We start from the raw sequence: 26,318 nt of genomic DNA on the forward strand, positions 1-26,318 counted from the left end.
ATTTTTACATGCCTGTAGCAAATTTGTGGAAGAACATGGCTGGAAATGCAGGGAATGTTGTGCTAGGTAAGAAGGCATGGAAAGATTGTATCGTCCCAATGTGGCGGGGCTGTTGGTCCGGGAGGACGGAAAGCTGCTGGTTTGCGAACGTTCCAGGCAGAAAGGGGCCTGGCAGTTCCCTCAGGGGGGGATTGATCCGGGGGAAACTGCCACGGAGGCAGTGAAGCGGGAAATCCGGGAGGAAGTGGGGTTCCTGCCGTCCCAGTATGATGTTGTGGAATCCCGGGGCGGCTATCGTTACGATTATCCGCCGGAGGTGCTGGAGTATGTCCGCGAAAAGCGGCAGCAGCCTTTTGTGGGGCAGGAGCAGGAGTATTTCCTGTGCCGGCTGCGTGCGGACGCTCCGGAGCCCAGCCTGGACCACCGGGAGTTCTGCGCCTACAGGTGGATAGCCCCGGCCCGGTTCAGGCTGGAGTGGCTGCCGGAGTTCAAGAAGGAGGTGTACGCCAGGGTGCTGGCGGATTTCTTCAATGTCCGGGCACGGGATAAGTGAAGTGGCTCAGCAGGTCGTGCGCGGCGGAGACGGGGTCCATCTTGTCCCCGGCCACCATGTTTTCCAGGACGGGCATGCGGGACGCCACGGCGGGATGCTGTTCAAAGGCGGTGAGCAGGGCTTCATGCACCAGGGCCTGAACCCATGAGAGGGACTGGTTCCGGCGGCGGTTGTACCAGAAGCCGGATTCCTTCATGCTGTCCCGGAAGCGGAAGAGCGTTTCTTCAATGGTGTCCAGTCCGCGCCCTTCCAGGGAGGAGCAGGTGAGGACGGAGGGCGTCCAGCCGGGGGTGGGGCTTTGCAGGTAGTGGAGCACCATTTTCAGTTCCTGGCAGTGGGCCGCCGCCCGCTGGCGGTTGTCGCCGTCGTCCTTGGTGACTACCAGGATGTCCGCCAGCTCCATGATGCCGCGCTTGATGCCCTGGAGGTCGTCTCCGGCGCCGGTGATGAGCAGGAGCATGAAGATGTCCACCATGGAACGGACGGTGGTTTCCGACTGGCCGACGCCGACGGTTTCAATGAGGATGATGTCAAAGCCCGCGGCTTCGCACGCGATCATGGTTTCACGCGTTTTTCTGGCTACGCCGCCCAGGGAGCCGCCGGAGGGGGAAGGGCGGATGAAGGCGTTTTCCTCCCCGGAGAGTTCTTCCATGCGGGTTTTGTCCCCCATGATGGAACCGCGGGAAACGGAAGAGGACGGGTCAATGGCCAGCACGGCCACCTTGAAGCCTTTTTTGCACAGGTAGGTGCCGAAGGCTTCAATGAAGGAGGATTTGCCCGCGCCGGGAACGCCCGTGATGCCGATGCGGACGGCATTGCCCGAATGGGGCAGGAGCTTGGAGATGAGCGCCCGTGAGGCTTCCTGGTCTTTAGCGGCGTTGCTTTCTACCAGGGTGATGGCCCTTCCCAGCAGGGCGCGGTTCCCGGCCAGGACTCCCTGGGCCAGTTCTTCTACGGAGGGGCGGTGCGGACGTGCAAATTTAGTGCTGCTCATGGATAGAGAATGCGGATTATTTGAAAGGGGGTTCGTTTTCCTTGGTGCGCTCCATATCGTAGTTGAAACGCTTGAGGACAAATTGGCGCTGATCGGCCAGCTTGCGCTGGAAGTTTTCCCAGGAACGCACGTTCATTGGTGACCAGCCCGCTTCCGCAATGGCGCAGGCCCGGGGGTAGGTGCGGTAAAGCAGGTGGTTCAGGGTGGGGAGCTGTTCCGCCCACATGGTAGCCTGAACGCCGATGATATGGTCTGTTTCCTGCTCCGGCCTGCCGTAGGCGGGGTTCAGCTTGTAGCTTTGCTCCAGCGTAGTGGTGGGCATCCAGCCCCGGTTGTCCTGGCCGGGAATCTGGGGATAGTCCAGATAGCAGTGTTCCCCGGCGGCGATGATGAGGGGAAGGCCCTGCTTTTTCGTTTCCGTGATGGTGGAGGGCGTCAAGCCCATGCGCCAGGTGAAGACGGTGTCTCCCTTGCGGTAAACGCTGGCCTGGGCCCACGGCTTTTCATACCAGAAGATGGGCTTTTTGCCGCGCGCGGCGAGCATGGAGGCCATTTTCGCTTCAAATTCCTTCAGTTCCTCGTGGACGTCCTTCATTCCCTTCTGCTGGCGGTATTTGACGCTGAGAGGGCATTTTTCCCAGGTTTTTTCCAGCGGGGCTTCGTCGCCGCCCAGGTGAACCATGGTGGACGGAAAGATGTCCCTGAGCTCGTCAAAGACGGCGGCATAGAATTTCCATATTTCCGGCTTGTGGGGGCATACCAGGTACAAGCCCACACCGCCGGTCGTGCTGACTTTCGTGTTGTGGTCTGGAAAGCAGAAGAATTCCGGATAGGCGGCGGCCAACGCCTGGTTGTGGCCCGGCATGTCTATTTCCGGGATGACCTCAATGCCGCGCGCGGCGCAGTACGCCACCAGGTCTTTCAGTTCCTGCCTGGTGTACATTCCTTCGTGGGGAGTGCCGTTGCCGAAGCTTTCCGCCCGTTTGGAAGAGATGCTTTTCAGTTTGGGATAGCCCGGCACAGGCAGGCGCCAGCCCTGGTCGTCCGTCAGGTGGAGCTGGAGCTTGTTGAATTTATAGTAGGCCATCAGGTCCACGAATTTCTTCAGGTCCTTGATGGGGATGAAGTGGCGGGCGGGGTCCACCATCATGCCGCGCCACGGGTAGCGCGGCTTGTCCTTGATGACTCCGCAGGGAATGCCTTCCGGATGCGCCGCCAGCTGGTCCTGGAGCTGCTGGAGGGTGACCAGTCCGTAGATACGGCCCTCTTTCCCGCCGGAAGAGAGGTGCACTCCCTGCGGGGTGACGGTGAGCTGGTAGGCGTCCTTGCCCAGGGAAGGAGAAGTTTTGTCGGAGAGAAGCTTCAAGGTCCTGGTGGCGTTCCGCTTCAGCTCCGTTTTCTCCGGCTCCGGAATAATACTGTATTTTTCTGCTGGTGCGGCACACGCCATGGATGCAGAGAAAGCTGTGCAGGCCAGGAGGTAGATCAGTTTAAACATGACGGAGGGCTTTTTCAGAAGAGATTCTATCATGGAGAATCAGGAGTGATAAGGAAAAACGGCGGAATTACTTTTTGTTTTCCCACCGGAAGGGCGGCTCATTATCCTTCGTGCGTTTCAAGTCGTAATTAAAGCGCTTGAGGACAAAGGGGCGGTGGTCGGCCACTTTCCTCTGGAAGTTTTCCCAGGAACGCACCTCCATGGGAGACCATCCCGCTTCCGCCAGGGCCATGGCGCGGGGATAGACGCGGTAAAGCAGGTGGTTCAGGTCCGGAAGGTGTTCCGCCCACACGGGAGCGTGCACGCCCCGGATGTGGCCTGCTTCCGCGGTGGATTTGCCGAAGGCCGGATCCAGTTCATAACATTTCTGCAAGGTCGTGGTTTGCATCCATCCCCAGTTGTATTGTCCCGGGAATTGAGGGAAATCCAGATAACAATATTCATTGGACGCCATAATCAGGTTCAGCCCGGCCTTTTTTGTTTTCTCAATGGCCTGGCGCGCCTGGTCCTGTCGCCACGCGTAAACTGTTTCGCCCGGGTGGTAGATGCCGGCGTTCCCTTCATACCAGAATTGCGGCGTTTGCCCGTTTTTGTCGAGCAGGGCTGTCATTTTGGCGAAGAAAGCCCTCATTTGTTCCTGTTCGTCTTTCATGCCTGCCTTGGTCCGGGCTTCCCGGCACAGGGGGCATTTTTTCCAGAGTTCCGTGGGGGCTTCGTCGCCGCCCAGGTGAACGGTATTGGACGGGAAGATGTCCTTGAGTTCCTTGAAGACGGCGGCGTAGAATTTCCAGACCTCCGGCTTCTGGGGGCATACCAGTTCCTTGCTGTTGCCGGCCACTGTCCGTACCTTCATGTCCGGTTTGGGGAAGCAGAAGAATTCGGGGTAGGCGGCATGCAGGGCCTGGTTGTGGCCCGGCACGTCTATCTCCGGGATGACTTCAATGCCGCGCGCCGCACAGTAGGCCACCAGGTCTTTCAGCTCCTGCCTGGTGTACATGCCTTCGTGGGGGATGCCGTCTCCGAAGCTTTCATCCCGCTTGGAGGCGACGCTTTGCAGTCTGGGATAGCCCGGCACGGGCAGCCGCCAGCCCTGGTTGTCCGTCAGGTGCACGTGGAGCTTGTTGAATTTGTAGTAGGCCATCAGGTCCACGAATTTCTTCAGGTCCTTGATGGGGATGAAGTGGCGCGCGGGGTCCACCATCATGCCGCGCCAGGGGTAGCGGGGCTTGTCCGTGATGACGCCGCAGGGGATGCCCTCCGGCTGTGCCGCCAGCTGGTCCTGGAGCTGCTGGAGGGTGACTAGGCCGTACATCCTGCCCTCCCTGCCGCCGGAGGCAAGGTGAACGCCCTGCGGGGTGACGGTGAGCTGGTAGGCGTCTATGCCCAGGGAGGGGGAAGCTTTATCGGAAAGGAGCTTGAGCGTTTTGGTGGTATTCTGCTTTAGTTCCGTCCGGGCCGGTTCAGGGATGATGCTGTAGGAGGGTGCCGCTTCAGTCTGAAATACTGCGAATGGCAGTATGCCGGCCAGGAGTGGAAAAAGTCTTTTCATGTTTCTAATATAAGCGAAGGGAGGGTAAAATCTGTCAAAAAACTCACTATCATTCTTATATGGTCCGTTTGTTGTAGCCCGGGCATATTCCGAAGAAATGGAGTTGATGAACAAATAGCTCCAGTCCTGATGACGTTTCAGAATGGATGCGCCAGATCCGCAATAGTTGAATCTTTATTATTACGGAATGAATAGGGAAGCGATTGGTAGAAATATTCTCTATCTTTCTCAAACGGTCAAGAATCATGAATAAAATTACTACGATTAATGGGATTTTTCTGGCGAATCAAAATGATGTTAATGAGCATTTTGAAAATGCTGCTGTCCATGTGACACAGGAAGAAAGGACTGCATGGAATGACAAGGCGGATCGAACTTCGTTCGCTGCCCATGAAATAAATACGGTGGTCCACGTCACAAAGGAGGAAAGGGAAAAATGGAACAGGTCTTTGGAGGTTGATGCAGACGACAATTTGTCTCTCCCTGGTAGTCTGACTGCTCAGGGCGGTACGTTCTCCGACGCGGTTCATGCTGATGGAGGCATTATTATCCCCATTCCTCCCGTGTCCGATGTCGGCGCAGTACGCAAGGTTGATTTGATCAGTCCGTTGTTTCCCATGCTCCCTTCCCAGCAGGAAAACGGAGTGGGATTTTACCACAAACTTGGAAGCGCTTTTACAGCTGGTGGTGTTACTGTCTGCACGTCTGAAGATTTTCCGTTCATCATGTCGGAACACCGGATGATTGGCCCGGGAGATGATAATATATATGCTTGGTATCATTCCACGTTTGTGTTGGAACTTAATACGTTGGTTAATCCCGGCGGAGTTGATGTCGCGAATTCGGATAATTCCAAGTTCGGAGTCAGGGCGAATTTCGGACCTTGCTTGCGTCCCTGGTTTTCTGTTTCGTGGCTTCCGTGGCCACCTGCGGAGTGGCCCTACCGTCAAAACGATTATGTTGATCCCCTGATTTATTCGGAAGCGGAAAATGGAAGGGATCATCCCGTGGCCTCGGTCTGGCCCGGCAATACTGGCAGCGATTTTTTGCCGAGGTGCGGTTTCCAGAGTTCCCAGAGAGCGGGTTATGTACGCAGTAATAGTCATTATCTATATGCTGTTTACGATAGTCATCAGACAGCAAGATTGATTGTGTTCCGTGAGGAACATTCTCATATGAACGGCAGGAAACGCCTTTACCTTTTTTCCCAAGACAGGGCTGGTGCCATTAAGCTGATCGGGGCGGTGAAATCCAGTTATTCTTTTAGTTATCATGTTCTGAGTATGTCCAGACATGGTGTTTCCGGTGTTGCCGGATGGTGGGCAGAAAGGGGTGATCCGTTTGGTCTTCTCTCAAAAATCAAGGAGTCCTGGACAGGTGGCCAGCGACCCATGGACGATTGCCCGTGGCCTATCCGTCAAAGTCTCTTTGACGTTCCGGCTGAGGGAGGAGTTGTGGATATTGAATTGACGTGCGATAATAAGACTCATATCTGCATCAGCTGTCCTGATTGGATTACATGGGAGGATGGAGCGGGTGATTCGGAACAATGGCAGCTTGTGGCAGCTCCTAATGAAACGGGAATTTCCAGGAACGGACTTGTCAATGTTCAGCTCTATAATGGTATCACCTATACCATCATGATCAATCAGCAGAATTAAAAGAGGGCTTTTCTGGAAGTCGTTTTCTTTTGATCCGGTAAATAATGCCGTTTCTGTTGGGAAGACGTAACTGAAAACAAAAATCCCTGCTTCGTGAAGAAGCAGGGATTTTTATTAAAATGGTAGCCCTATGAGGACTCGAACCCCAAAATACGGAACCAGAATCCGCTGTGTTACCGATTACACTATAGGGCTATGTAACGGGCACCTTTGCGGTGCGGGCGAATTAAAGCGGAACCGGCTGTTCTTTGCAAGTTTTTTTTCACTCAAATGTGTGTTTTGAATAGAAAAAATGAATGCGGAGAAAAAAGGGCGGTCCGGCTTTTCTCCCGGGGTCATTCAGCCAGGGTTTGGAAGTAGGCTTTCACGTGTTCCCGGGCAATTTGCTGGTGTTCCGCTTCTCCGTGCCTGCCCTGCGCCTGCTGCCAGGGGGAGGCCGGCGCTGTGTTGATGCGGCCAAGCTGCTGGGCCGTGTATTTGCCATAGACGTTCCAGATGTGTTCCAGAAAAGGGATGATGTCCGTTTCCTCTTCCAGAGGGGGCTGGCGGCGGCTGGGGTGTTCAATGATGGAGCAGGGCGGCTGGTCCTTGTATTCGTGATGAATGGAGGGGAGCACCGGCCCGCAGGTCCATGCTTCCGCCCGTTCGTTGATCAGGAAATCGCCGTGATGGTGCAGGTGCCACCAGTCCGCCAGAATGACCAGGTGGTTCAGTTTAACGGGCGTGAGAGGAAGGTTTTTTGCATTCGCCTGCTGAATGAACCAGTTGCAGAGCTTTTGCGTGGTAGTGTGGTTTGCCATGCTGAAATGGGTTGCCCTTCATTATAAAAGGCAGGGGATATTTCACAATACTAAACAGGTTTCATTCTTGCGCGGTATGGAGAAGAGATGAGGCGGAGTGCCGGAAAAGGCGAACTTTCAGGTAAATTTATTTGAAGCAAGGAAAAAGAAGAAATAATTTGTGTCATGCAAAGCTTGGTATTCGCGCCAGTTCTTGTTGTGGGGGGAATGTAAAGTCGTTTGTTGAAAACAAATGGTGTTTTCAAACTCTAACAAAATGAAGAATAATTAAAATTATTGGGAATAAAATAAAGTTCCCGATTCCTGGAGCGTCCTTTAAAAAACATTTTGAATAGCAGTACTTTTTATGATTTGAATTATTTTAACCTAAAGCTCGTTCTGCCATGAATTTACATTATTTCTATCATTCCGGCTTGCTGGGGGCGGCCTGTCTCCTCTCTCCCGTTTATGGGGGATTGATGTCTGATTCCTTCGACGTTCAGACTTACCGTGATTTTGCGGAAAACCGGGGCATCTTTGGAATCAATGCCAAAGACGTCGCCATTTACGACAAGGAAGGCAATTACGTGGGCTCCATCCCCAAAATGATGAATTTTGACGGATTGGCGGACGCCCATGCCGGGGAAGCCGCTTTGGTAGGCGGCCCGGGCTTCATCGCCACCGTGTCCCATGATTACAATAACCAGACCATTACGTTTACCAAGCGTTTTGGAGCCACGGAAGGAACGCCGTTTTATGACGCCTACCGGAGCGTGGTAATCAAGAATGCCTGGGGCGACCAGACGAATTACACGTATGACTACCGCGTGCAGCGGTTGAGCAAGATCGTGACGGAAGCGGAATACGCCCCCTACCTGACGGATCCGGAATACCTGGACAACATGAAGGGACGGCTGGTTCTGCGTGCCGGGTCCGGAACCCAGGCTATTGCCACGGGGAACGGTAAACAGGACACGGTCAGCGGAGGTTATTCCTATTTGACCGGGGGAACCCTGGTTTTTGAGGGACAGGCCAGCGTTCCGGGAACAGGAGAGCCGGACCCTGAGAATGCCAAGACTTACCCGGCCTACCGTTTCTGGTACAATTTCAAGAAGCCTTCGGAATCCAATCCCCTGCCTTCAGGCATATTGGCAGGGGACAGCGGAAGTCCCAGCTATGTATTTAATGAGAAGTCCGGCAGATGGGAATGGGTGGGGGCCGGTCAATCCCAGGGCGGTAGCGGCTACGGCGAGTTCAGCCAGATGCGCTCTGGCAACCAGTGGGCCAGCGATTACGTGGACAGTTTCAACCGCACTGTCAGCGTGTCGGAAGGGGGTGGGGATCTTCTGTGGAATGTGACGGATGGCGACGGAAACGGAACCTTCGTTCAGGGAGATATCAGCACGGATTACACCGGGCTGGCCTCCGGCCTGCGAGGAGATACCTCCACACAGGGAACGCGGGCCTCGGACACGCAGATAGGCGTGTGCAGCAATCTTATTTTTGACGGCTCCGGCGGCACCATTGTTCTCCAGGGCTCGGTGGATACGGGGGCGGGTTCCCTCACGTTCAACCGGGATTACGTATTGAGCGACGGAGGAAATGCCTCCTACCGTCTGAATACGGCGGGTTTCGTTGTGAACAAGGGGGCAACCGTGACGACGCTGCTGACCGGAACCTCCGGAGACGAGTGGCGGAAGATCGGGGAAGGTGATTTGATCGTCAGCGGCCACGGGAACAATGCGGCGGACATCAACGTGGGAGGAAGCGGGATGCTGATTCTGGACCGGGACGGCTACGCGGCACACAACGTGAAGCTGAACGGCGGCGGAGTAATGGTGCGCCTGGCGGGGGAAAACCAAGTATCCGGGGAGTTCATCTTCGGCCACCGCGGGGGCGTGGTGGACATGTATGGGCACAATTTGACGCTGAACTCCATCACTCACCTGGATTCCGGAGCCGTTTTTGCCAATTACCTTGGCAATTCCACCGTAACGCTTACGTTCACGGGCTCCGGGGAACAGACGTTCCTAGGGTCTTTGCGGGACGGGGAGGCCGCTTCCCGTGGACTGATGAATGTGGTGTACGCACCCGGCACGGCGGAAGGGGCCGTCTGGAATCTGGCCGCCCATATTCTCAATACCGGAACGTGGACGGTGCAGGGAGGAGAGGTGAAGGTGGCCGGAGTGCACACCCTGCACGCGGGCGGCTATGTGGATGAGAACGACTGGCAGATGGCCTCCTTTTCCACCGGAACAGTGCAGGTGAACAGCGGCGCCCGGTTTACCACCGGCGGCCATTCCCTGGTGGTGTCTGCCGTACAGGTGGATGACGGAGGCACGTATGGCGTGCTGGCCGGGGGAAATCACAGCGGAAACATTGTGTTGTCCGGAACCGCATCCATGTTCCGTGCGGAGGTGGATTCCGGGTCCGCGACGGAGTCCGGCGTGATTTCCGGAGCCGGTTCCCTCGTGAAAACCGGGGAAGGAACCCTGCTTCTGAAAAACGGGAACAACAGTTTTTCCGGAACTGCCACGGTTGAAGAAGGCCTGGTGCGCGCCTCTTCCGCCGGGGCTCTCGGGCAGGCTGTCTGGTCGCTGGATGCCGCCGGAGCCCTGGCTGTGGAAGGCGCTGGTTTTTCCGCTATTGCCGGAAAGCTGGACCAGGCGTCTTCCGGAACGTTCGTGCTGCTGGAAGACCAGGCGGCGATTTCCGGCCTGAACGGCTTCAGAAACTTGTCCGTCGGCGCATTGGGAGAGGTGAATTTGGGAACACGGGGAACGACCGGCCTGCTTTCCGGCTGGACCGCGGATGGGGGCTGGACCCTGGGCGGAGGCGGCGGAACGCTGACGGTGAACTTGAAGCTCAGCGGCTCCGGCACCCTGTCCATCGGCAACGGTTCCAATACCGGAACCGTAGTGCTTGCCAACGCGCACAACAGTGATTCGGAGGGTGGAGCTGCTTTCTCCGGGGTTATTGAACTGAATGGGGGAGTGAACCTCACCTACGCGGACGTGCGCTCCCTCGGGGTGCAGAACAAGAATGTGCTCGTCAAGTACGGAACATCCTTTGCCCTTGGGGCGGAAGCGGATGCCGCCCTGGCGCATGTTTCCAATGCTTCCGAAGGCGTTCTGCTCCTGTCGGGAACCCGTACGGCGGATTTGAATCTGGGCGGCATGGGACTGAATTCCGTGTGCATCGGGGCTGACGGACAGGCTGTTTTGTCCGGGGCCGTGACAGCCGGAACGCAGGGATATTTGTTCGGCGGAAACGGGATGCTGACCGTAGCCAGTTCGCTTGGCGGTGATCATTCCCTGACGTTGGATACCCAGAGCATGGGCACTGGCGGAGGAGTTATTCTGGCGGCTGGCAATACGTATTCCGGTGAAACGCGCATCCTCTCCGGAGCCTCCCTGATGGTAGGGAACGGAGGAACCTCCGGCAGCCTGGGAACGGGAGCCGTTGCCAATGAAGGAACCCTGGCGTTCAACAGGACGGACAGCGTGACGGCGGCGAATGCCATTTCCGGTACGGGCAGCCTGATCCAGAAAGGGAGTGGTGAGCTGGCGCTGACGGGGAACAATTCCTACAGCGGAACCACCACCATTGCGGCGGGAACGCTCACCATAGGGAATGGCGGTACAAGCGGTTCCCTGGGCGCCGGTGCAGTCGTCAACAACGGCGTGCTCGCCTTCAACAGGTCTGATTCGGTTGCCCTGAACACGAATGTGTCCGGAACAGGCTCGCTCGTGAAGAACGGTTCCGGCACGCTCACCATCCAGAAGATGCTTTCCTATACCGGAGGAACCACCGTGAATAAGGGTGTCCTTGTGGTGGGCTACGGAGGCGCCAACGGCATGATTCGCGGGAACCTGGCCATCCGGGAGGGAGCGCAGGTGACATTGAAGGGCGGTGACAGCTTCGGTTATTCCGGAGGGAACGCCTCCGTCAAGAACGTGAACATCAATGGAGGAACCCTGTATTTTGGAGACAACAAGAACCAGACGTTCCAGAATACGGTGTTCAACCTGACCGGAGGCGTTGTGGACGGCATAACGGGCGGTCGCATGGATATCTGGACGAATGCCGTCGTTAATGTGAAATCCGCAAACAGGGCATCTGAAATCAAGCGCGTCAACGTGCAGCTCAGGGATGCCAATCCTACGGTATTCATGGTGGACCGTGGAACCGCAGACGTGGATTTGAAAATATCCGCGAACATCGTGAACTCTTCCGGAGTTAAGGGTTCCTTCATCAAGAAAGGCGCCGGGATCATGGTGCTTTCCGGAAAGAATACCTATTCCGGTGGTACTACGGTCAATTGGGGGACGCTGGTGGCGGCCTCCAGCCAGGCTCTTGGAACCGGAGCGGCCTCCGTCAATTCCGGCGCGCGTCTGGCGCTGGGCGGCCTTGGAACGGATATTTCTTCCGTTGCCCTAGGGAATGACATCCTGGTGAAGAATGGCGGCATTCTGTCCGGTTCCGCCACCCTGTCCGGGAATACGACGCTCCAGTCCGGTTCCGTCTTTGAACTGACCTTGTCCATGGGCGGTTCCGCCGGGAATGAACTGGCGTACAACAGCCTGATGCTTCAGTCCGGCGTCTTCCAGATTGACGCGGGGGCCAAGCTGAAGCTGGCGGCGTTGAGCCTCGACTATTCCACCGACTTCTGGGGAACCTCCCACATCCTGAACTTCATTGAGGGGGGAGCGAACGCGACCCTGACGGGTAATTTCACGCTGGATGCGTCTTCCGCCGGAGATTACGCGGCGTACGGCCAGTGGAGCCTCCAGAAGAACGAAGATTCCAAGGAAGTGAGCATGGTGTGGACGCCGAATGCGGCTCCGGAAGCTTCTTCAGCCATGGCATCGGCGTTTACGGCTACGGCGCCTGCTCCTGTTCCTGAACCGTCCTCATGCATGCTGCTGATGGCTGCGCTGGGAGCGGTGTTCCTGCGCCGTTCCGTTCCGCAGAACGAATAAAAAAGGCCTGTAAATTCAACGCGCCGCATTCCGGAGGGAGTGCGGCGCGCTGCTTTTCCGCGGTTACGGGAAGGAGGAGTAACGGTTTAAAAGGGAAGAATGCGCGCTCTCCGCGCTACTTCTTCCGGAGAAAGGGAGTACAGGCTGTCCAGCAGGGAGACGGCAAAGGAACCCGGAGCGGGACTCTGTTCAAAGGCCATTTCCCCCGCGATGCCCATTAATACGGCCGTGGAGACGGCCGCTTGCAAGGGGGAGGAGGAGACGGCGGCGCAGGCGGCGGCCAGCGCGCCCATGGAACAGCCCACGCCCGTGACGCGGGACATCATGGCATGTCCGTTTTCCGTGGAAATCACCTGGCGGCCGTCCGTGGAATAGTCCGTGCGGCCCGTGACGAGGACAGCCGCCCCCGTATGCAGGGCCAGTTCCCTGGCCGCCTGCAGGGCGTCTGCGCTGGAGCTGGTGCTTTCCGGTCCCTTCGTGACGGAGGAGTACCCGGCCAGAGCCATGATTTCAGAGGCGTTCCCGCGGATGATGCGGGGCTTCCGTTCCTTCAACTGTTCCGCCAGCCGCGTACGCAGGGAGAGAGCTCCAACGGCTACCGGGTCCAGAACCCAGGGGATGTCCAGCCGGTTGGCTTCCTGCACCGCCGTCTGCATGACGGCGCCCTGTTCGCGCGTCACGGTGCCCAGGTTGACCAGCAGGGCGCCTGTTCCGCCGCGGAGCATTTCCACGGCTTCCTCCGCATCGTTAAGCATGGCGGGAACGGCTCCTGCGGCCAGCAGCAGGTTGGCCGTCAGGGGCTGGACGACGGAGTTGGTCAGAGAGAGAACCAACGGAGCCGTCTCCCGGATTTTTTCCAGATCGGTGGAGACGGCATGGACGAGGTCAGTTGGTGAAGGCATGGCGTTTGAAAGAATGTTTTGCTGCCCGCTTGTTTCCGGAATTCAGCCGGTCAGGCCAGCGCCCGTGCGGCGGCTTCCGGATCCTCCGCTCCGCAAATGGCGGAGACGACGGCAATGCCGCTGGCCGCTCCCGTAGCGCGCACCAGCCGGGCGCGCTCCACGTCCAGCCCGCCGATGGCGACGACGGGCAGGGGAGATTGTGAGGCCAGGGCGGCGAAGCCGTCCACGCCCAGCACGGGCGGGGCGTTCAGCTTGGAGATGGTGGGAAAGACAGGCCCCATCCCAAGGTAGTCTGCCAGGGCGGCGTCTACGGCGCGGAGCTGGTCCGCGTTGGAAACGGAAAGCCCCAGAATCCTGTCCGGGCCGATCATGGCCCTGACGGCAGGAACCGGCAGGTCACGCTGGCCGATGTGGACGCCGTCCGCGTCCAGCGCCAGGGCCAGGTCAATGCGGTTGTTGACGATGAAGGGAACGCCGCGGGACGCCAGGAAGTCCCGGATGGGCAGCGCTTCCCGGTAGCAGGTGCCCGCGTCCGGATTGGTGGAGCGGTACTGAACGATGGTGACGCCGCCGTCCACCGCCCTCTGGACGGTTTCCAGAAGGCTGTGGCGGCATTTGGCCGCTTCATCAGTGACCAGGTAGAGATGGAGGCTGAATTCTTTCATGGCTGGAGGATGGGAAGGATTAGTCCGTGAACAGGGGGGTGGAGAGGTAGCGGTCCCCCGTGTCCGGCAGCAGGACCACGATGGTCTTGCCTGCGTTTTCCGGGCGCTGTGCCACCTGCGTGGCGGCCCAGAGCGCTGCGCCGGAGGAAATGCCCGTCAGCACGCCGTCCGTGCGCGCCAGCTCCTTGCCGGTGGCGAAGGCGTCTTCATTGGTGACGGTGATGACTTCGTCATACACGGAGGTATCCAGCGTTTCCGGCACGAAACCCGCGCCAATGCCCTGAATCTTGTGGGGGCCGGCGGTCCCCTGGGTCAGCACGGGGGAAGCGGACGGCTCCACGGCCACGATCCGTATTTCCGGATTGCGTGATTTGAGGTACTTGCCTACGCCCGTAATCGTGCCTCCGGTGCCGATGCCTGCTACGAAGATGTCCACCTTGCCGTCCGTGTCGTTCCAGATTTCCGGTCCGGTGGTCCGGAAATGGACTTCCGGGTTGGCCGGGTTGACGAACTGGCCGGGAATGAAGCTGTTGGGGAGTCCTGCGGCCAGTTCCTCCGCCTTGGCAATGGCTCCCTTCATGCCCAGCGCGCCGTCCGTCAGCACCAGTTCCGCGCCGTAGGCCTTCAGCAGGTTGCGGCGTTCCACGCTCATCGTTTCAGGCATGGTCAGGATGATCCTGTACCCGCGGGAGGCGGCCACCGCCGCCAGGCCGATGCCCGTGTTCCCGCTGGTGGGTTCAATGATGATGGAATCCGGCTTCAGCTCTCCGGAGGCTTCCGCGGCGTCAATCATGGCCCGGGCGATGCGGTCCTTCACGCTGCCGGCGGGGTTGAGGTATTCCAGCTTGGCCAGGATGGCGGCGTTCAGGCCGTTTTTGCGTTCGTAATTGGTCAGCTCCAGCAAAGGAGTGCCGCCGATCAGTTCTGTAATGTTTCTGTAAATTCTCATGGCTTGTAGGAAAAGAGCATTGTAGCCGTTAAATCGTTAGAGAATGCCGCGGAAGCCCTGTTCCAGGTCTTCGAGAATGTCGTCGATATGTTCCGTGCCTATGGAAAGCCGCACCGTGGAGGGCGATATGCCTGCCGCTTTCAGTTCCTCCTCCGTCATCTGGGAGTGGGTGGTGGAGGCCGGATGAATCACCAGGGACTTGACGTCGGCCACGTTCGCGAGCAGGGAAAATAGTTCCAGGCTTTCGCAGAACTTGCGAGCCTTTTCCGCGCCACCCTTGATTTCAAAGGTGAAGATGGAGCCGCCGCCGTTCGGATAATATTTCCGGTAAAGTTCGTGGTCCGGATGGTCCGGCAGGGAGGGATGGTTCACCTTCTGCACCTGGGGATGAGCCGCCAGGTAATCCACCACGCACAGGGCGTTCTGCACATGGCGCTCCACCCGCAGGGAAAGGGTTTCCAGCCCCTGGAGCAGCAGGAAGGAATTGAACGGGCTGATGGTGGCTCCCGTATCCCGCAGCAGGGTGGTCCGGATCTTCATGATGTAGGCCAGAGGGCCGCAGATTTCCGCCAGCACGGCGCCGTGGCAGTTCGGGTTGGGCTGGCTGATGCCGGGGAATTTATCATTCTGCGTCCAGTCGAACTTGCCGCCGTCCACAATCACGCCGCCCATCGCCGTTCCGTGGCCGCCGATGAATTTGGTGGCGGAATGCACCACCACGTCCGCGCCGTGCTCCAGAGGGCGGAACAGAAAGGGGGAGGCGAAGGTATTGTCCACAATGAGCGGAATTCCGTGGGCGTGCGCCACCTCTGCCAGCGCGTCTATGTCCGCAACGTTGCAGTTCGGGTTGTCCAGGCTTTCCACGTACAGGGCCTTCGTATTTTCCCGGATGGCCTTGGCGAAATTGTCCGGATCGCTGCCGTCCACGAAGGTGGTTTCAATGCCGGATTCGGCAAATGTATGGGCAAACAGGTTGTAAGTGCCGCCGTACACGTTGGCGGCGGAAACGATGTGGTCCCCGGCGCGCGCAATATTCTGGACGGCATAGGCGATGGCCGCCGCTCCGGTGGCTACCGCCAGGGCGCCCGCTCCCCCTTCCAGGGCGGCGATGCGCTTTTCGAAAACGTCTGCCGTGGGGTTCATCAGGCGGTTGTAGATGTTGCCCGGCTCCGCCAGGGCAAAACGGGCGGCCGCCTGTTCGGAGTCCTTGAAGACATAGGAAGTGGTGGCGTAAATCGGCACGGCGCGGGCATCCGTGGCCGGGTCCGGATTTTCCTGGCCCACGTGGATCTGGCGCGTTTCAAAACGATGGTTCTTATTCATATTTTTTATATTCCTATCGGGAAAGTAGGGAATAGATAGTTAAAGCGGGACGGGATGTCAAGTGCCGGGTAAAAAAAGTGGGACATAAGGCCAAAACAAAAAAGGGGCGAAAAAATGTTCAGGCCGGGTGCTCCGGTTAAATGCCTGCTCCGTAGTCGCAGCCGATTTCCTTCTGCTGCTCGGACAGGTCCTCCAGCGTGACGCGGCCCAGGTAATCCTCAATGACCTTTTGCAGCCCCCGCCAGAAAGGCAGCGTGGCGCAGCTTGACGCCCGCGGGCACGGGCTGTTCTGGGAAGCCGTGCAGGAAAGGGGCAGCAGGGAGCCTTCCGTCAGTTTCAGGATGTCTTCCGTGGTGTATTCCCGGGGATGCCGGGACAGGCGGTAGCCGCCGGACTTCCCCCGGAAACTCTGAACGAAGCCCGCTTTCAGCAGGATGGCGATAATTTGTTCCAGATACCGTACGGTGATGTCCTGCCTGGCTGAAATCTCCTTCAGGGAGATGTAGCCGTCGTCATTGTGCTGGGCAAGATCAATCATCAGGCGCAGTGCATAGCGTCCTCTGGTGGAAACCTTCATCATACCGGATCAATAAACGATATTTCAGGCTGCCCGTCAATCGGGAATGAAGGCACCGCGCGGAATAAGGGAACACGGGCGGACCGCTTCTCCGGCAGAGGGTTCAGTGGATGTAGTGGCGCGGCACCCGGGGACCTATTCCGGTAAAAATTTCCCAGGAAATGGTACCGGCCTTTTCCGCCAGTTCCGTCACGGGAATGTTCGGCCCCATGATCTCCACGGTCATGCCCGGTTCCGGGTGCGGCACCCGGCTGACGTCCACCATGATCTGGTCCATCGTCACGCGCCCCAGCAGCGGGCAGGAGATGCCGTCCACCATCACGCGGGCGCCCTTGTGGGCCAGGGAGCGCACGTAGCCGTCCGCATAGCCTATTCCCACGGTAGCCACCCTGGTGGGATGGTCCGTTACAAAGGTGCCTCCGTAGGAAATGCCGTGCCCCTCCGGCAGCGTGCGCGCCACCGTCAGGCGGGAGAAAAGGGCCATGGCCGGCTTCAACTGCGCGGCCCAGGGAGAGGGAATGGGGGAAAAGCCGTACAGCACCAGCCCGGGGCGGCACATGTTGTTGGAGGGAATCTCATAATCCAGGGAAGCGGCGCTGTTGGCCAGATGGCAGTACTTCAGGGGCAGTTTTTCCCGGATGCGGGCGGCCATCTGTTCAAAGCGGGCAATTTGCCGGAGGGTGATTTCCCGGTCCTCGTCCGCGCAGGGCAGGTGCGCGCCCAGCCCTTCCATGTACAGGCTGTCCAGTTCCCCCAGGCGGGAGAGCAATTCTTCAAGCTGGTCCGGCAGGAATCCGCCGCGGCCCATGCCCGTATCCACGGAGATATGGATGGGAAGCGTCTTCCCGTACAGCCGCGCCAGGGAATTGTAGTGCACGGCTTCCTCCATGGTGGAGATGAAGGACCGCCAGCCGTTCAGCACGATTTCCTCCCGTTCCTCCGGAAAGGCGGGACCCAGGATATAGGGCCGGGTGCGGCATCCCGCCTGGCTGATGCGCCGCGCTTCCCCCACGTTGGCGACTCCGAAGAAGGCGATGCCTTCCGAATCCAGGGTGCGGCAGACCTGTTCCAGCCCGTGACCGTAGGCTGCCGCCTTTACCACGGGCATGTAATATTCACCCTTGGCCGCCTGCTTGACGACGTTCAGGTTATGGCGGATGGCCCCGAGGTCGATTTCGGCCCAGGCGCGGGGGGGGCTGGTAACTGGCATGATGGAGAAAGGCGGAGAGGTTGGAAAAAGGAGAGGGTCGGCAGGGAGCCCCGGCACAGAGGGATTGTCCGCCTTTGCCCGTGCAATGCCAGACGGATTTTTGTCAGTCTTGGTGCAAAAAGAAGGGAGGACGGCAGGGGCAGAGACGCATCCGGCATTCGGGTCATTCCGGCTTTTGCGGTAAAGTGCCGGGGCCGGAGGCAGGTGTTTCCTGCTCTGGATGGGAAGATGCGTGCGGGGCGTCCCGCAGGGTTTTCAGCAGGGCCGCCATGGTGTCTATGTCCTCGTCCGTCATGGAGGAGAGGCCGTCCAGCTTCTTCTTGATGGCTTCAATTTCCTCCTCCCTGTACGGCATGGGTTCTCCCGCATGGGGATGCAGGAAAAAGGAGGTGATGGTGCTGGTCAGCGTTCCCACGAAGCCGATGCCCGTGAGCATCAGGAAAACGGCCAGGAATTTTCCGGGAGTGGTGACCGGGTAGGTGTCCCCGTAGCCCACTGTAGTGGCGGTGACAAAGGACCACCAGATGCCGTTGGGAAGGCTCATGCCTTCCGCCAGATGGATGCCCACGGCCCCCAGCAGGATGATGACCAGGGCGGCAATGCAGATGTACTTGAATCCGTTCGTGTTGAAGAAACGCCTGATGCGCGTGGTGAACCTCATGGCGTAGGAGAACAGGTCCAGGTACCTGGCGAGCCGCAGAATCTCGCCGAGGGAGGCGAACCTGAACAGACGGAACAGCACGTCAAAGGGAATGATGGCCAGCAGGTCCCAGACATGGTCCTTGACGAAGAGCCATTTGGACCTGCTGATGGAGAAGCGGACCACGTAATCCAGCACGAAAATCCAGTAAATGACCCGGTCCGCCGTCACTTCCCATTCCGCCGCCTCAGAAGTCAGGTCAATGGCCGCCAGCGTCACGGCGACCAGGGCCAGCAGGCACATGCCCGTTTGATAGGCCAGCTTCAGGAACAGGAAGTGCCGGGGCATGTGGTGGAACGCGTTCATGACGGGGAATGAAAGGAAAAAGCCGCCCCCGGGGCAGGGAGCGGCTTGTGAAAGAGGCCGTTTCCGCCGGAGGCTTTATTTAAGCAGGAGCTGCTCCATCAGGGCCTGGGAGGACTGGGCCAGCACGGCGGGATCGTCCAGCATGCCGGCGCGGAGCAGGGCGGTGTTCGCGATTTGGTCCGCCACCATCTGGGCCAGTTCCGGATTTTCCGTCCTCAGGGCGGAGAGCTTCTTCACCAGCGGGTTGGAGGGGTTCAGTTCCAACTGGGGATGGCTTTCGGGGATTTCCTGCCCCATGGCTTTCATGTACGCCCGCATTTCCGGCCCCATGTCATTTCCGGTCTGGAGGGCCACGGCGGGACCGCTGACCAGGCGCTTGCCCAGCGTCACCTTGGAGAATTTGTCCGGGTACAGTTCTTTCAGCCATTCTTCCAGGGCGGTGGCTTCCTCCTGGGGCAGGGCGTCCTTCTGTTCCTCTTCCAGCTCGGGAAGCTCCACGTCGGCGCGGTCGATCATCGTGACGGGCTTGCCGTCCACGCTGGACAGGGAGTCCAGCACGAACTCGTCCCCGTGGTCCGTGAAGAAGGCGACTTCGTATCCGCGGGCCTTGAAGGCTTCCAGGTACGGGCTGTTTTCCAGGTGGGAGCGGGAGGGGCCGGTGAGCGCGTAAATAGCCGTCTGCCCTTCCTTCATGCGGGTGATGTATTCCTCGAAAGAGGTCGTTTCCCCCGGCTCCGTGGCCGTGGATTCAAAACGGAGCAGCTTGCCCAGGGATTCCTTGTTCGGCCAGGAGGTGACCACCCCTTCTTTCAGGTAGCGGGAAAACTGTCCGTAGAATTCCTTGTAGGTTTCTTTTTCGTCCCTGGCAAGTTTGTCCAGGTGCTTGATGAAGCGCTTGGTGATAATGTCGCTGATCTTGCGCACCAGGGAATTGTCCTGGAGCATTTCGCGGGAAATGTTCAGGGGCAGGTCCTCGCTGTCCACCACGCCGTTCAGGAAGCGCAGCCATTCCGGAAGCAGGCCTTCCGGCTTGGCGTCAATCAGCACGCGCTTGCAGTACAGGGAGACGTTGGCGTCCACGCGGCCGAAGCCGAACATTTCCGGATTACGCTTGGGGATGAAAAGCAGGGCATTCAGCATGATGGGGGCGTCCGCGCTGAAATGCATGTAGGACAGGGGCTTTTCATCCGTGTGGGAGATAAACTGGTAAAACTCGTCGTATTCCTCCGGCTTCACGTCTGATTTGGACTTGGACCAGATGGCCTGGACGGTGTTGATGTGCTCTCCGTTGAAGTTGATGGGGAAGCCCACGAAGTTGGAATAACGGCGCAGGAGCTCCTTCACGCGGTATTCCTGGGAAAACTCCTCATACTCATCCTTCAGGTGGATGACGATGCGGGTGCCGCGGTCCAGCGGTTCGTCAAGGGTTTCAATGCTGTAGCCCTCCCGTCCGTTGGAAGTCCAGCGCAGGGAGGCCGCCTCCGGCTCCCAGGAATGGGTAAAGACCTCCACCTGGTCCGCCACCATGAAGGAGCTGTAAAAGCCCACGCCGAACTGGCCGATCAGGTCCGCGCCGCCTTCCTGCTTCTGCTTGAGGGCCTCCATGAATTTCTTGGTGCCGGAATGGGCGATGGTCCCCAGGTTTTCCACCAGGTCCGCTTCCGTCATCCCTATGCCGGTGTCCGCGATGGTGATGGTCTTGTTCTCCTTGTCCGTGGTGATGCTGATTTCCAGAGGCTTTTCCGGCTGGTAGATGTTGGAATCCGTCAGTTGTTTCAAGCGCAGCTTCTCCAGGGCGTCGGAAGCGTTGGAAACGAGCTCCCGCACAAAGATTTCCCGGTCGCTGTAAAGGGCGTTGATGACAATGTCCAGCAGCTGCCGGACTTCCGCCTGGAATTGATGCGTTTCTGTATTCATATGGAAAAATGTGTTACGGGTGCCATTATAGGGACCTCGTCAAGGGGATGGACAGTTTTTAAGCGGTGGCAGGAACGCCCCATGTCACAAAAACGGCCTTTTTCCGTCCATGTTCCCACTGGAGGATTTTTCCTTGAAACAATTCAGGAAACTGATCAGTATAATTTTATAAACATGATCCTCTTACCATTCTTGAAAAAGGGAGCCCTTTTGCTCGCTCTCTGCGGCATGCTGGGCGGCGGCGTGCTTTCCGCCCAGGAGACCGGGTCCGTTCCGATTACGGAAGCGGGCCTGAAGGCGCTGGATTCCAACGTCTTCATCAATGACTTCATGCTGGCGCTGAAACCCAGTGTCACGCGTGACCGCATCGCCAAAATCAAGGATCCCTTCGTGCGCGGGCTCGCCCGCCAGATGGCGGAGAAAAAATATGACCGCAAGGCGCGCGCCATCACGGCGGAACCGTACGAACCGGTCAAGGACCTGGCGGACCGCCTGCGCACCAGCCAGTACAGCAAGTTTGAAAACCCCACCGGCATCTTTTTTGAGGAAGGGGAGGACGTGCTGCTGGTCATGGAAGACCCCAAAGGGGAAAAACTGAACCTGGTCATCCACAACTTCGGGCGTGACGGAGGCCGCAGCTCCTACCCTCTCAAGGCGGGAATCAACATCATCAAGGCGAAAAACAAGGGGCTGGGCTACATTGAATACTTCACGCCCAACTACAAGAAAGCTCCCAAGGTACGGCTCTCCATCCCGTCCGGCAAGGTGAACGGCGTGTTCGTGGGAGGCGTGAGCAAGAACAGCGACTGGAAGAAGATGCTGGAAAATTCCCCCACGGAGGTGGTGGACATCGTTGGCAGCCGCGTGCACCTGGTGTATCCGGTGGAGGAACTCAAGAAATTCTGCCCGGACAAGGGGGAGGAACTGATCGCCCTGTATGACAAGATCATCGGCATGGAGCAGCAGATCATGGGCCTGTACAAGTACAAGATGCTGCCTAAAAACCGGATGTTCGGCCGCGTGATCTGGAATGGCTTCATGCACGCGGACGGCACGGGCGCCGCCTTCCACAACGGCACGATGGGGGAAGTGGGCAATCCGGACAAGATTCCCGGCAGCGCCTGGGGCATCGCCCATGAATTCGGCCATGTCAACCAGGTGCGCCCCGCCATGAAATGGGTATCCACCGGGGAAGTGACCAACAACATTTACTCCGCCTACGTGAATTACATGCTGAATCCCTCCAGCATGCGCCTGGAGCATGAACGCATCAACGGCGGGGACGGCAACATGATCGGCGGCCGCTTTAACGCCTACCTGAACAACGGCATCCTGAAGGGGGAAAACTGGCTCATCCAGGCTGGCCCGGACAAGCGTTCCGGCGGGGACAACCGCCCGATGGTGCACGACCACTTTGTCAAGCTGGCTCCCCTGTGGCAGTTGGAGCTGTATTTCAAGGTGGCCGGGAAGGGCAATCCCGACTTCTATCCGGACATCTTCTACAAGGCCATCAAGATGGACACCAAGGGGAAGAAGGACGGCGAGCTTCAGCTCGCGTTCATGAAGAACGCCTGCGACGTCTCCAAACAGGACCTGACGGACTTTTTCCAGAAGACCGGCATGCTCAAGCCCATTGACCAGGAGCTGGACGACTACACCTGCGCCCGCATGACCATTACGGAGTCCGATTGCAAAAACCTGATTGCGTACGCCAGAAAGTACAAGAAGCCGGAAAGCCCCGTCATTTACTACCTTTCCGTCAACAGCGTGGAGGCGTACAAGAACCGCCTGCCCGTCCGGGGCGCCTGCAACCAGGGCATCACGGAACAGGGCAACCGGCGCATCATCTCCCATGACGTGTGGAAAAACGCCGCCGTCTTTGAAACCTACAAGGATAAGGAAATGGTCCGCATCACCATGGTGGGGACGGATTCCAAGGACAACTCCTCCACCACGGTTCCCTATCCGGAGGGCTCCACCCGGATTGAGGCCGTTTCCTGGGATGGCAAGCGTACGCTGGCGTACGGCAAGCGCCCCGCCAAATAAAAGCTTAAGAGGTTAGCGTGTTCGGGCGCCGTCGTTCTCCGGAACGGCGGCGCTTTTTCATGGGAGTGTTCTCGCTCCATGACGGCCCTCCGGCCACAGGAAAGCGGCCAGGTGAATAACCGCCCCATACGTCTTCTCCAGTGTATTTTTATGGCCGCGTCCCAGGAACAAGGACTCCCGCCCCTTGCAAAACCATGAACGGCAAACACAGAAATTTCCCTTTGCCGCGCTCGGGATAAGTTCAGGTACGAAAACCGGAATGCTTTCGCTCTTATCAGGCCTGCTGCATGCCCAGGACACCGTGGCTGATTTCTTCATCGTGAAGCTCCATCTTGCCCCGGAACCTCCGTGGCCTTTTCCGCCTGTACTTACTTCCGGTTTTCCGGTAAGAGGTGAAGAAGCAAGCATGGCCGCCATCGTCAACGACCTCAGTGAATATTTGAAAACCAGTCCTTATATTGACTGGAAGCATGAGCTGGTGCTGGACAGGGCCGCCCGGCTCCGCGCCGCAGGTAAAGGAGAGCTGGAATGGATAGCAGGCGCCTACCGCTTCGTGAGGGATGAAATAAGCCATTCATGGGATGCGCAGGATAAAAGAGTGACGGTTTCGGCGTCAGACGTGCTGCGGGAGAAAACGGGCATCTGCTGGGCTAAGGCGAATCTGCTTGCGGCCCTGCTCAGAGCCTGCGGCATCCCGGCGGGGATATGCTACCAGCGGCTGACGCTGGAAGATACGCCGGGAAGCGGGTACTGCATCCATGCCCTGAATGCGGTTTTTCTGCAAGATCCGGGCAGGTGGATCAGACTTGACGCCAGGGGCAATAAAGAGGGCATCCGGGCGGAGATGGATTTGGAGAAGGAACGGCTCGCGTTCCGCGTGAGGCCGGAAATAGGGGAAGCGGATTATCCTGAAATTTACGCGGAACCCTTGCAGCTCACCATGGACGTGCTGGAAAACAGCACGGACGCCCTGTACATGTACCTCCATTCCCTGCCGGGAGAAATTTAGCGGAACAGGCGGCTGTTCCGTGCTCCCGCTCTGAATGCAGGAGGAACGGTTCCCGGGGCGCCGCAGGCCTCTGCGGTTTCTGAACGGAATGCGGCCAGGGACTGCGCCCTTTTTTATTATTCCTTCGCTGACGCTTGATTTTCTTTCAATTGACGCAAGAGGTTAAGCCGCTCCAGACGGCTGCATATGGAACATTAACGCATAAAAAAGCCTCTGCCGTTCGGCAGAGGAGGTGACAGAAAGAATCAGTTCTTGCAGCAGGATTCCCCGCTCCTTGGGCAACCGAGGCGCGCCTTCAGGATGCGCTTGAAATCCGTGCCCAGCAGGATGAAGCCTCCGGCCATCATGGCGATATCCTTGATGACGAGGCGTCCCGCCCCGGACAGATAGGGGAAGCCGTGGTTGGGTCCGCCCAGGTCGGGCACCCACGTTTCCGGGGTGGTTATCAGGAAGGACAAGGTTCCGGCGGTCATGATGATGAGCAGGCAGTCGCCGATGAGGCCCACCTTCGGGAAAAAGAGGCCCAGCAGTACGAGCGTGCCGATGGAGACGATCAGGATTCCCAGCCCGTAGGCAAAGCCGTAGGTGTTGTTTTCCTTGTGCCATGCGATATTGGCCGGCACCACGGCTCCCTCCTTATTCATGTGCTGCTTGTATTCGGGAGCCTTCTTGTCGTAGAAGAAACTCATCATCGGGCTGTTGGCTACGAAGGGAACAATGCCGTCCGCTTCATACTGGAAGGCCTTGAGGCCGCCAATCCAGGCAAAGACGATGAAGACGGCCACTCTCAGAAAATTGATGCCGAACCGTTGGACGGTCTCGGCGTATCGGAGGCATTTTTCAGGGGACGGGCATGTAGTAGGCATATCCGCTTGTAATACTGAAAATATTCATCGTCAAGGGAATTTAGTTTAATTCCAAATATTCCTATAGGAATATAAAATGCAGACAAGCCGTAAGACATTCTTTTTTAATATGATGGTGTTTTTTTAGATGTGAGTGGAAAAACTGGAAAAGGAGAGATATAAATGGCTGCCTTTCCAGAGCTTGGCTTGCTGCGCTCCCAGGATGGATTCCCGAAGGCCGGGAGGCCTTCATTCCCAGGCGGCCTGTTTCGTTCAAGCTGCGGGAACATGTCTTCCTCTGCCTTTCCTGATGGCTGCGGTGCCGGGGTCAAGAGAGTGATTTGTTCCACGTTCGGCTTCCCTCATTCTGCGGGGTTCATGCTTCGCATTCCGTCCAGCCGCGCAAACCGTTTCCCGGGCCCCCTGCCGCATACAGCCGGAAAAGTTTTTTACTTTTGAACGGGGGCGGGGGAACGGCTGTATAACATGGGATGGATAAGGCAGGAACTTCCGGAAGCATGAAGGGAAAGATGCTGCTGCTTGTGGCCTTTTTGATCATTTGTTTCAATCTGCGGACCGGATTTGACTCTCCGGACCCGCTGTTGGGAACGATTGAAAAGGATATGGGCCTTTCCCTTGAAAATTCAGGGCTGTTTGCCCTGCTGCCCGTGTTTGTGCTGGGCGTGGCCGCGCCCATTTCTCCGCGCGTGGCGCGCTGGCTGACGCCGTGGAAGATCATTTTCTGGTTCCAGCTTCTGGCCGTGGCCGGTATTTTCTGGCGCAGCTGGGACGGCGTGGCGGGCCTGTACGGCGGCATGGTCCTGATGGGGCTGGGCATGGGGATTGCCGGAGCGGCTATTCCCGGACTGATCAAGCACCAGTTTCCGGACCACGCCTCCGCCATGATGGGCATTTACAGCGCCATGATCGGCGTGGGGAGCGCGGTGGCCTCCGGCCTGTCCGTTCCCATCTCCAACATGCTGGGCGGCTGGCGCTTTGGGCTGGGAATATGGATTATTCCCATCCTGCTGGGAATGCTGGTGTGGGGCGCGTACTTCCTCAAGCATCCGGTAGGAGTGTTCCAGCGCGATCCGGATTCTTCCGGCCGCAACCTGCTGCGCAGCAGCAAGGCATGGCAGGTCACCATCTTTTATTTGAGCCGGGTGGGGGCAGCCTATTTCTTTTACACCTGGATTCCCATCTTCCTGAGGCAGCGCGGCATGAGCTACGTGGACGCAGGTTTCATCCTTTCCGTAGCCATGTTTGCCCAGCTTCCCGCCACGCTCTCCGCGCACGCTCTGGAAAAAGCCACGGGGGGCCGGGGCCTTCTCATCGTGATGGCCATGGCCCTGGCGGCTCTTTCCTGCTGGGGCATCCTGTATCTTCCGCTGGACTGGGCTGTCTGGATGGCCATTCTGTTCGGCCTGGCGACGGGAACCGTTTTCAGCCGCGGAATGGCGCTGATGGTGGAACGGGCCAGAACCCCGTCGGAGGCGATCAGGCTTTCCGGCATGTCCCAGGGCATCGGCTTCACCATGGGCGCTGCCCTGAGCCTGCTGTTCACCTCCTTCCTCCACCAGGGCGGTTCCTTCCTGCCGTTCTGCCTGGTTTATACCTTTTTCTGCGTGCTCGGCATGATTTCCGGCCGCATGTCCGCCCAGCCGGGGTATGTGTAAATTGTTAATTGAAAATTAGTGACTTTATAAATGGTTTTTTATTATATTTATAATTTTTTCTGTAATATTTTGTTTTATTAAAAGATTTCCAAACTTTCTATTTATGACCTGATGAATTAGATTCATCTATTCCGACTTTATGGGAAATAGAAAAAATTATCTTGAAAAATTATATTT

At 57.9% G+C, this 26,318-nt stretch carries 19 protein-coding genes and 1 tRNA gene; 6 read left to right on the forward strand and 14 right to left on the reverse strand.

Annotated elements, in window-relative coordinates:
* The first annotated feature begins 76 nt into the window (after positions 1-76).
* Positions 77-553 (forward strand): NUDIX domain-containing protein, encoded by a 477-nt coding sequence (locus QSJ36_RS01765; protein WP_285466446.1) that lies wholly within the window; start codon positions 77-79, stop codon positions 551-553.
* Here the strand turns inward: QSJ36_RS01765 and meaB are convergent.
* From meaB to QSJ36_RS01780, 3 genes are read right to left on the reverse strand one after another with little or no spacing between them, the layout of a single operon-like run.
* Complete coding sequence (gene meaB / locus QSJ36_RS01770; protein ID WP_022397960.1) at positions 528-1,547, reverse strand: methylmalonyl Co-A mutase-associated GTPase MeaB; 1,020 nt, start codon at positions 1,545-1,547, stop codon at positions 528-530. The two genes, QSJ36_RS01765 and meaB, sit on opposite strands and share 26 nt — an antisense overlap.
* 16 nt (positions 1,548-1,563) lie before the next feature.
* On the reverse strand, positions 1,564-3,078 hold the full coding sequence (locus QSJ36_RS01775) for a beta-N-acetylhexosaminidase (RefSeq protein WP_022397959.1): 1,515 nt from the start codon (positions 3,076-3,078) through the stop codon (positions 1,564-1,566).
* 34 nt (positions 3,079-3,112) lie between these two features.
* Complete coding sequence (locus tag QSJ36_RS01780; protein WP_285466447.1) at positions 3,113-4,594, reverse strand: beta-N-acetylhexosaminidase; 1,482 nt, start codon at positions 4,592-4,594, stop codon at positions 3,113-3,115.
* Between the two features lie 245 nt (positions 4,595-4,839).
* Here QSJ36_RS01780 and QSJ36_RS01785 point away from each other — a divergent pair, with 245 nt between their 5' ends.
* A complete protein-coding gene (locus QSJ36_RS01785; RefSeq protein ID WP_285466449.1) occupies positions 4,840-6,255 on the forward strand; it encodes a hypothetical protein in 1,416 nt (471 codons plus the stop codon).
* A 120-nt stretch (positions 6,256-6,375) separates the two neighbouring features.
* On the opposite strand, the gene QSJ36_RS01790 is transcribed toward QSJ36_RS01785, so the two are convergent.
* Both QSJ36_RS01790 and QSJ36_RS01795 read right to left on the reverse strand, forming a co-directional pair.
* A tRNA-Gln gene (locus tag QSJ36_RS01790) sits at positions 6,376-6,450 on the reverse strand.
* A gap of 140 nt (positions 6,451-6,590) precedes the next feature.
* The gene (locus tag QSJ36_RS01795) at positions 6,591-7,055 is read right to left on the reverse strand and encodes a type II toxin-antitoxin system antitoxin SocA domain-containing protein (protein ID WP_022397185.1); all 465 of its coding nucleotides are present in this window, start codon (positions 7,053-7,055) and stop codon (positions 6,591-6,593) included.
* Positions 7,056-7,438: 383 nt separating this feature from the next.
* On the opposite strand from QSJ36_RS01795, the gene QSJ36_RS01800 reads away from it, so the two are divergent.
* Positions 7,439-12,016 (forward strand): S6 family peptidase, encoded by a 4,578-nt coding sequence (locus QSJ36_RS01800; protein WP_285466455.1) that lies wholly within the window; start codon positions 7,439-7,441, stop codon positions 12,014-12,016.
* 86 nt (positions 12,017-12,102) lie between these two features.
* On the opposite strand, the gene thiM is transcribed toward QSJ36_RS01800, so the two are convergent.
* From thiM to htpG, 8 genes are all read right to left on the reverse strand, one after another.
* Positions 12,103-12,918, reverse strand: coding sequence for a hydroxyethylthiazole kinase (gene thiM / locus QSJ36_RS01805; RefSeq protein WP_285466456.1), 816 nt, complete (start codon positions 12,916-12,918; stop codon positions 12,103-12,105).
* 50 nt (positions 12,919-12,968) lie between these two features.
* On the reverse strand, positions 12,969-13,583 hold the full coding sequence (gene thiE, locus QSJ36_RS01810; RefSeq protein WP_285466457.1) for a thiamine phosphate synthase: 615 nt from the start codon (positions 13,581-13,583) through the stop codon (positions 12,969-12,971).
* 19 nt (positions 13,584-13,602) lie between these two features.
* Positions 13,603-14,532, reverse strand: a complete 930-nt coding sequence (gene cysK / locus QSJ36_RS01815; protein WP_285466458.1) for a cysteine synthase A — start codon at positions 14,530-14,532, stop codon at positions 13,603-13,605.
* 36 nt (positions 14,533-14,568) lie between these two features.
* Positions 14,569-15,855 carry an O-acetylhomoserine aminocarboxypropyltransferase/cysteine synthase family protein gene (locus QSJ36_RS01820; protein WP_285466459.1) on the reverse strand — a complete coding sequence of 429 codons (1,287 nt, stop codon included), beginning with the start codon at positions 15,853-15,855 and terminating at the stop codon, positions 14,569-14,571.
* 136 nt (positions 15,856-15,991) lie between these two features.
* Complete coding sequence (locus QSJ36_RS01825) at positions 15,992-16,432, reverse strand: RrF2 family transcriptional regulator (protein WP_102722359.1); 441 nt, start codon at positions 16,430-16,432, stop codon at positions 15,992-15,994.
* 103 nt (positions 16,433-16,535) lie between these two features.
* Positions 16,536-17,642 (reverse strand): alanine racemase, encoded by a 1,107-nt coding sequence (gene alr, locus QSJ36_RS01830; RefSeq protein ID WP_285466462.1) that lies wholly within the window; start codon positions 17,640-17,642, stop codon positions 16,536-16,538.
* A gap of 163 nt (positions 17,643-17,805) precedes the next feature.
* The gene (locus QSJ36_RS01835; protein ID WP_102726244.1) at positions 17,806-18,648 is read right to left on the reverse strand and encodes a potassium channel family protein; all 843 of its coding nucleotides are present in this window, start codon (positions 18,646-18,648) and stop codon (positions 17,806-17,808) included.
* Between the two features lie 75 nt (positions 18,649-18,723).
* Positions 18,724-20,565 (reverse strand): molecular chaperone HtpG, encoded by a 1,842-nt coding sequence (htpG, locus tag QSJ36_RS01840; RefSeq protein ID WP_285466466.1) that lies wholly within the window; start codon positions 20,563-20,565, stop codon positions 18,724-18,726.
* 174 nt (positions 20,566-20,739) lie between these two features.
* Between htpG and QSJ36_RS01845 the strand changes: the two genes are divergently transcribed.
* Positions 20,740-22,611 (forward strand): M60 family metallopeptidase, encoded by a 1,872-nt coding sequence (locus QSJ36_RS01845; protein WP_285466467.1) that lies wholly within the window; start codon positions 20,740-20,742, stop codon positions 22,609-22,611.
* Between the two features lie 406 nt (positions 22,612-23,017).
* On the forward strand, positions 23,018-23,620 hold the full coding sequence (locus QSJ36_RS01850; protein ID WP_102730673.1) for a transglutaminase family protein: 603 nt from the start codon (positions 23,018-23,020) through the stop codon (positions 23,618-23,620).
* Positions 23,621-23,865: 245 nt separating this feature from the next.
* On the opposite strand, the gene QSJ36_RS01855 is transcribed toward QSJ36_RS01850, so the two are convergent.
* Positions 23,866-24,486, reverse strand: a complete 621-nt coding sequence (locus QSJ36_RS01855; RefSeq protein WP_022396057.1) for a DUF417 family protein — start codon at positions 24,484-24,486, stop codon at positions 23,866-23,868.
* 497 nt (positions 24,487-24,983) lie between these two features.
* Here QSJ36_RS01855 and QSJ36_RS01860 point away from each other — a divergent pair, with 497 nt between their 5' ends.
* The gene (locus QSJ36_RS01860; protein WP_022396058.1) at positions 24,984-26,141 is read left to right on the forward strand and encodes an MFS transporter; all 1,158 of its coding nucleotides are present in this window, start codon (positions 24,984-24,986) and stop codon (positions 26,139-26,141) included.
* Positions 26,142-26,318 lie beyond the last annotated feature (177 nt).

The sequence above is a fragment of the Akkermansia sp. NBRC 115031 genome, assembly GCF_030268505.1.
Lineage (GTDB): Bacteria > Verrucomicrobiota > Verrucomicrobiia > Verrucomicrobiales > Akkermansiaceae > Akkermansia > Akkermansia massiliensis.

What these genes read in the sequence shown, in the direction of transcription:
- QSJ36_RS01765 (WP_285466446.1), top strand. Translation starts at nt 77, where the DNA reads ATGGAAAGATTGTATCGTCCCAATGTGGCGGGGCTGTTGGTCCGGGAG.
- cysK (WP_285466458.1), bottom strand. Translation starts at nt 14,532, where the DNA reads ATGAGAATTTACAGAAACATTACAGAACTGATCGGCGGCACTCCTTTG.
- thiE (WP_285466457.1), bottom strand. Translation starts at nt 13,583, where the DNA reads ATGAAAGAATTCAGCCTCCATCTCTACCTGGTCACTGATGAAGCGGCC.
- QSJ36_RS01785 (WP_285466449.1), top strand. Translation starts at nt 4,840, where the DNA reads ATGAATAAAATTACTACGATTAATGGGATTTTTCTGGCGAATCAAAAT.
- QSJ36_RS01860 (WP_022396058.1), top strand. Translation starts at nt 24,984, where the DNA reads ATGAAGGGAAAGATGCTGCTGCTTGTGGCCTTTTTGATCATTTGTTTC.
- htpG (WP_285466466.1), bottom strand. Translation starts at nt 20,565, where the DNA reads ATGAATACAGAAACGCATCAATTCCAGGCGGAAGTCCGGCAGCTGCTG.
- QSJ36_RS01795 (WP_022397185.1), bottom strand. Translation starts at nt 7,055, where the DNA reads ATGGCAAACCACACTACCACGCAAAAGCTCTGCAACTGGTTCATTCAG.
- QSJ36_RS01800 (WP_285466455.1), top strand. Translation starts at nt 7,439, where the DNA reads ATGAATTTACATTATTTCTATCATTCCGGCTTGCTGGGGGCGGCCTGT.
- QSJ36_RS01855 (WP_022396057.1), bottom strand. Translation starts at nt 24,486, where the DNA reads ATGCCTACTACATGCCCGTCCCCTGAAAAATGCCTCCGATACGCCGAG.
- QSJ36_RS01845 (WP_285466467.1), top strand. Translation starts at nt 20,740, where the DNA reads ATGATCCTCTTACCATTCTTGAAAAAGGGAGCCCTTTTGCTCGCTCTC.
- meaB (WP_022397960.1), bottom strand. Translation starts at nt 1,547, where the DNA reads ATGAGCAGCACTAAATTTGCACGTCCGCACCGCCCCTCCGTAGAAGAA.
- QSJ36_RS01835 (WP_102726244.1), bottom strand. Translation starts at nt 18,648, where the DNA reads ATGAACGCGTTCCACCACATGCCCCGGCACTTCCTGTTCCTGAAGCTG.
- thiM (WP_285466456.1), bottom strand. Translation starts at nt 12,918, where the DNA reads ATGCCTTCACCAACTGACCTCGTCCATGCCGTCTCCACCGATCTGGAA.
- QSJ36_RS01825 (WP_102722359.1), bottom strand. Translation starts at nt 16,432, where the DNA reads ATGAAGGTTTCCACCAGAGGACGCTATGCACTGCGCCTGATGATTGAT.
- QSJ36_RS01780 (WP_285466447.1), bottom strand. Translation starts at nt 4,594, where the DNA reads ATGAAAAGACTTTTTCCACTCCTGGCCGGCATACTGCCATTCGCAGTA.
- QSJ36_RS01850 (WP_102730673.1), top strand. Translation starts at nt 23,018, where the DNA reads ATGGCCGCCATCGTCAACGACCTCAGTGAATATTTGAAAACCAGTCCT.
- QSJ36_RS01820 (WP_285466459.1), bottom strand. Translation starts at nt 15,855, where the DNA reads ATGAATAAGAACCATCGTTTTGAAACGCGCCAGATCCACGTGGGCCAG.
- alr (WP_285466462.1), bottom strand. Translation starts at nt 17,642, where the DNA reads ATGCCAGTTACCAGCCCCCCCCGCGCCTGGGCCGAAATCGACCTCGGG.
- QSJ36_RS01775 (WP_022397959.1), bottom strand. Translation starts at nt 3,078, where the DNA reads ATGATAGAATCTCTTCTGAAAAAGCCCTCCGTCATGTTTAAACTGATC.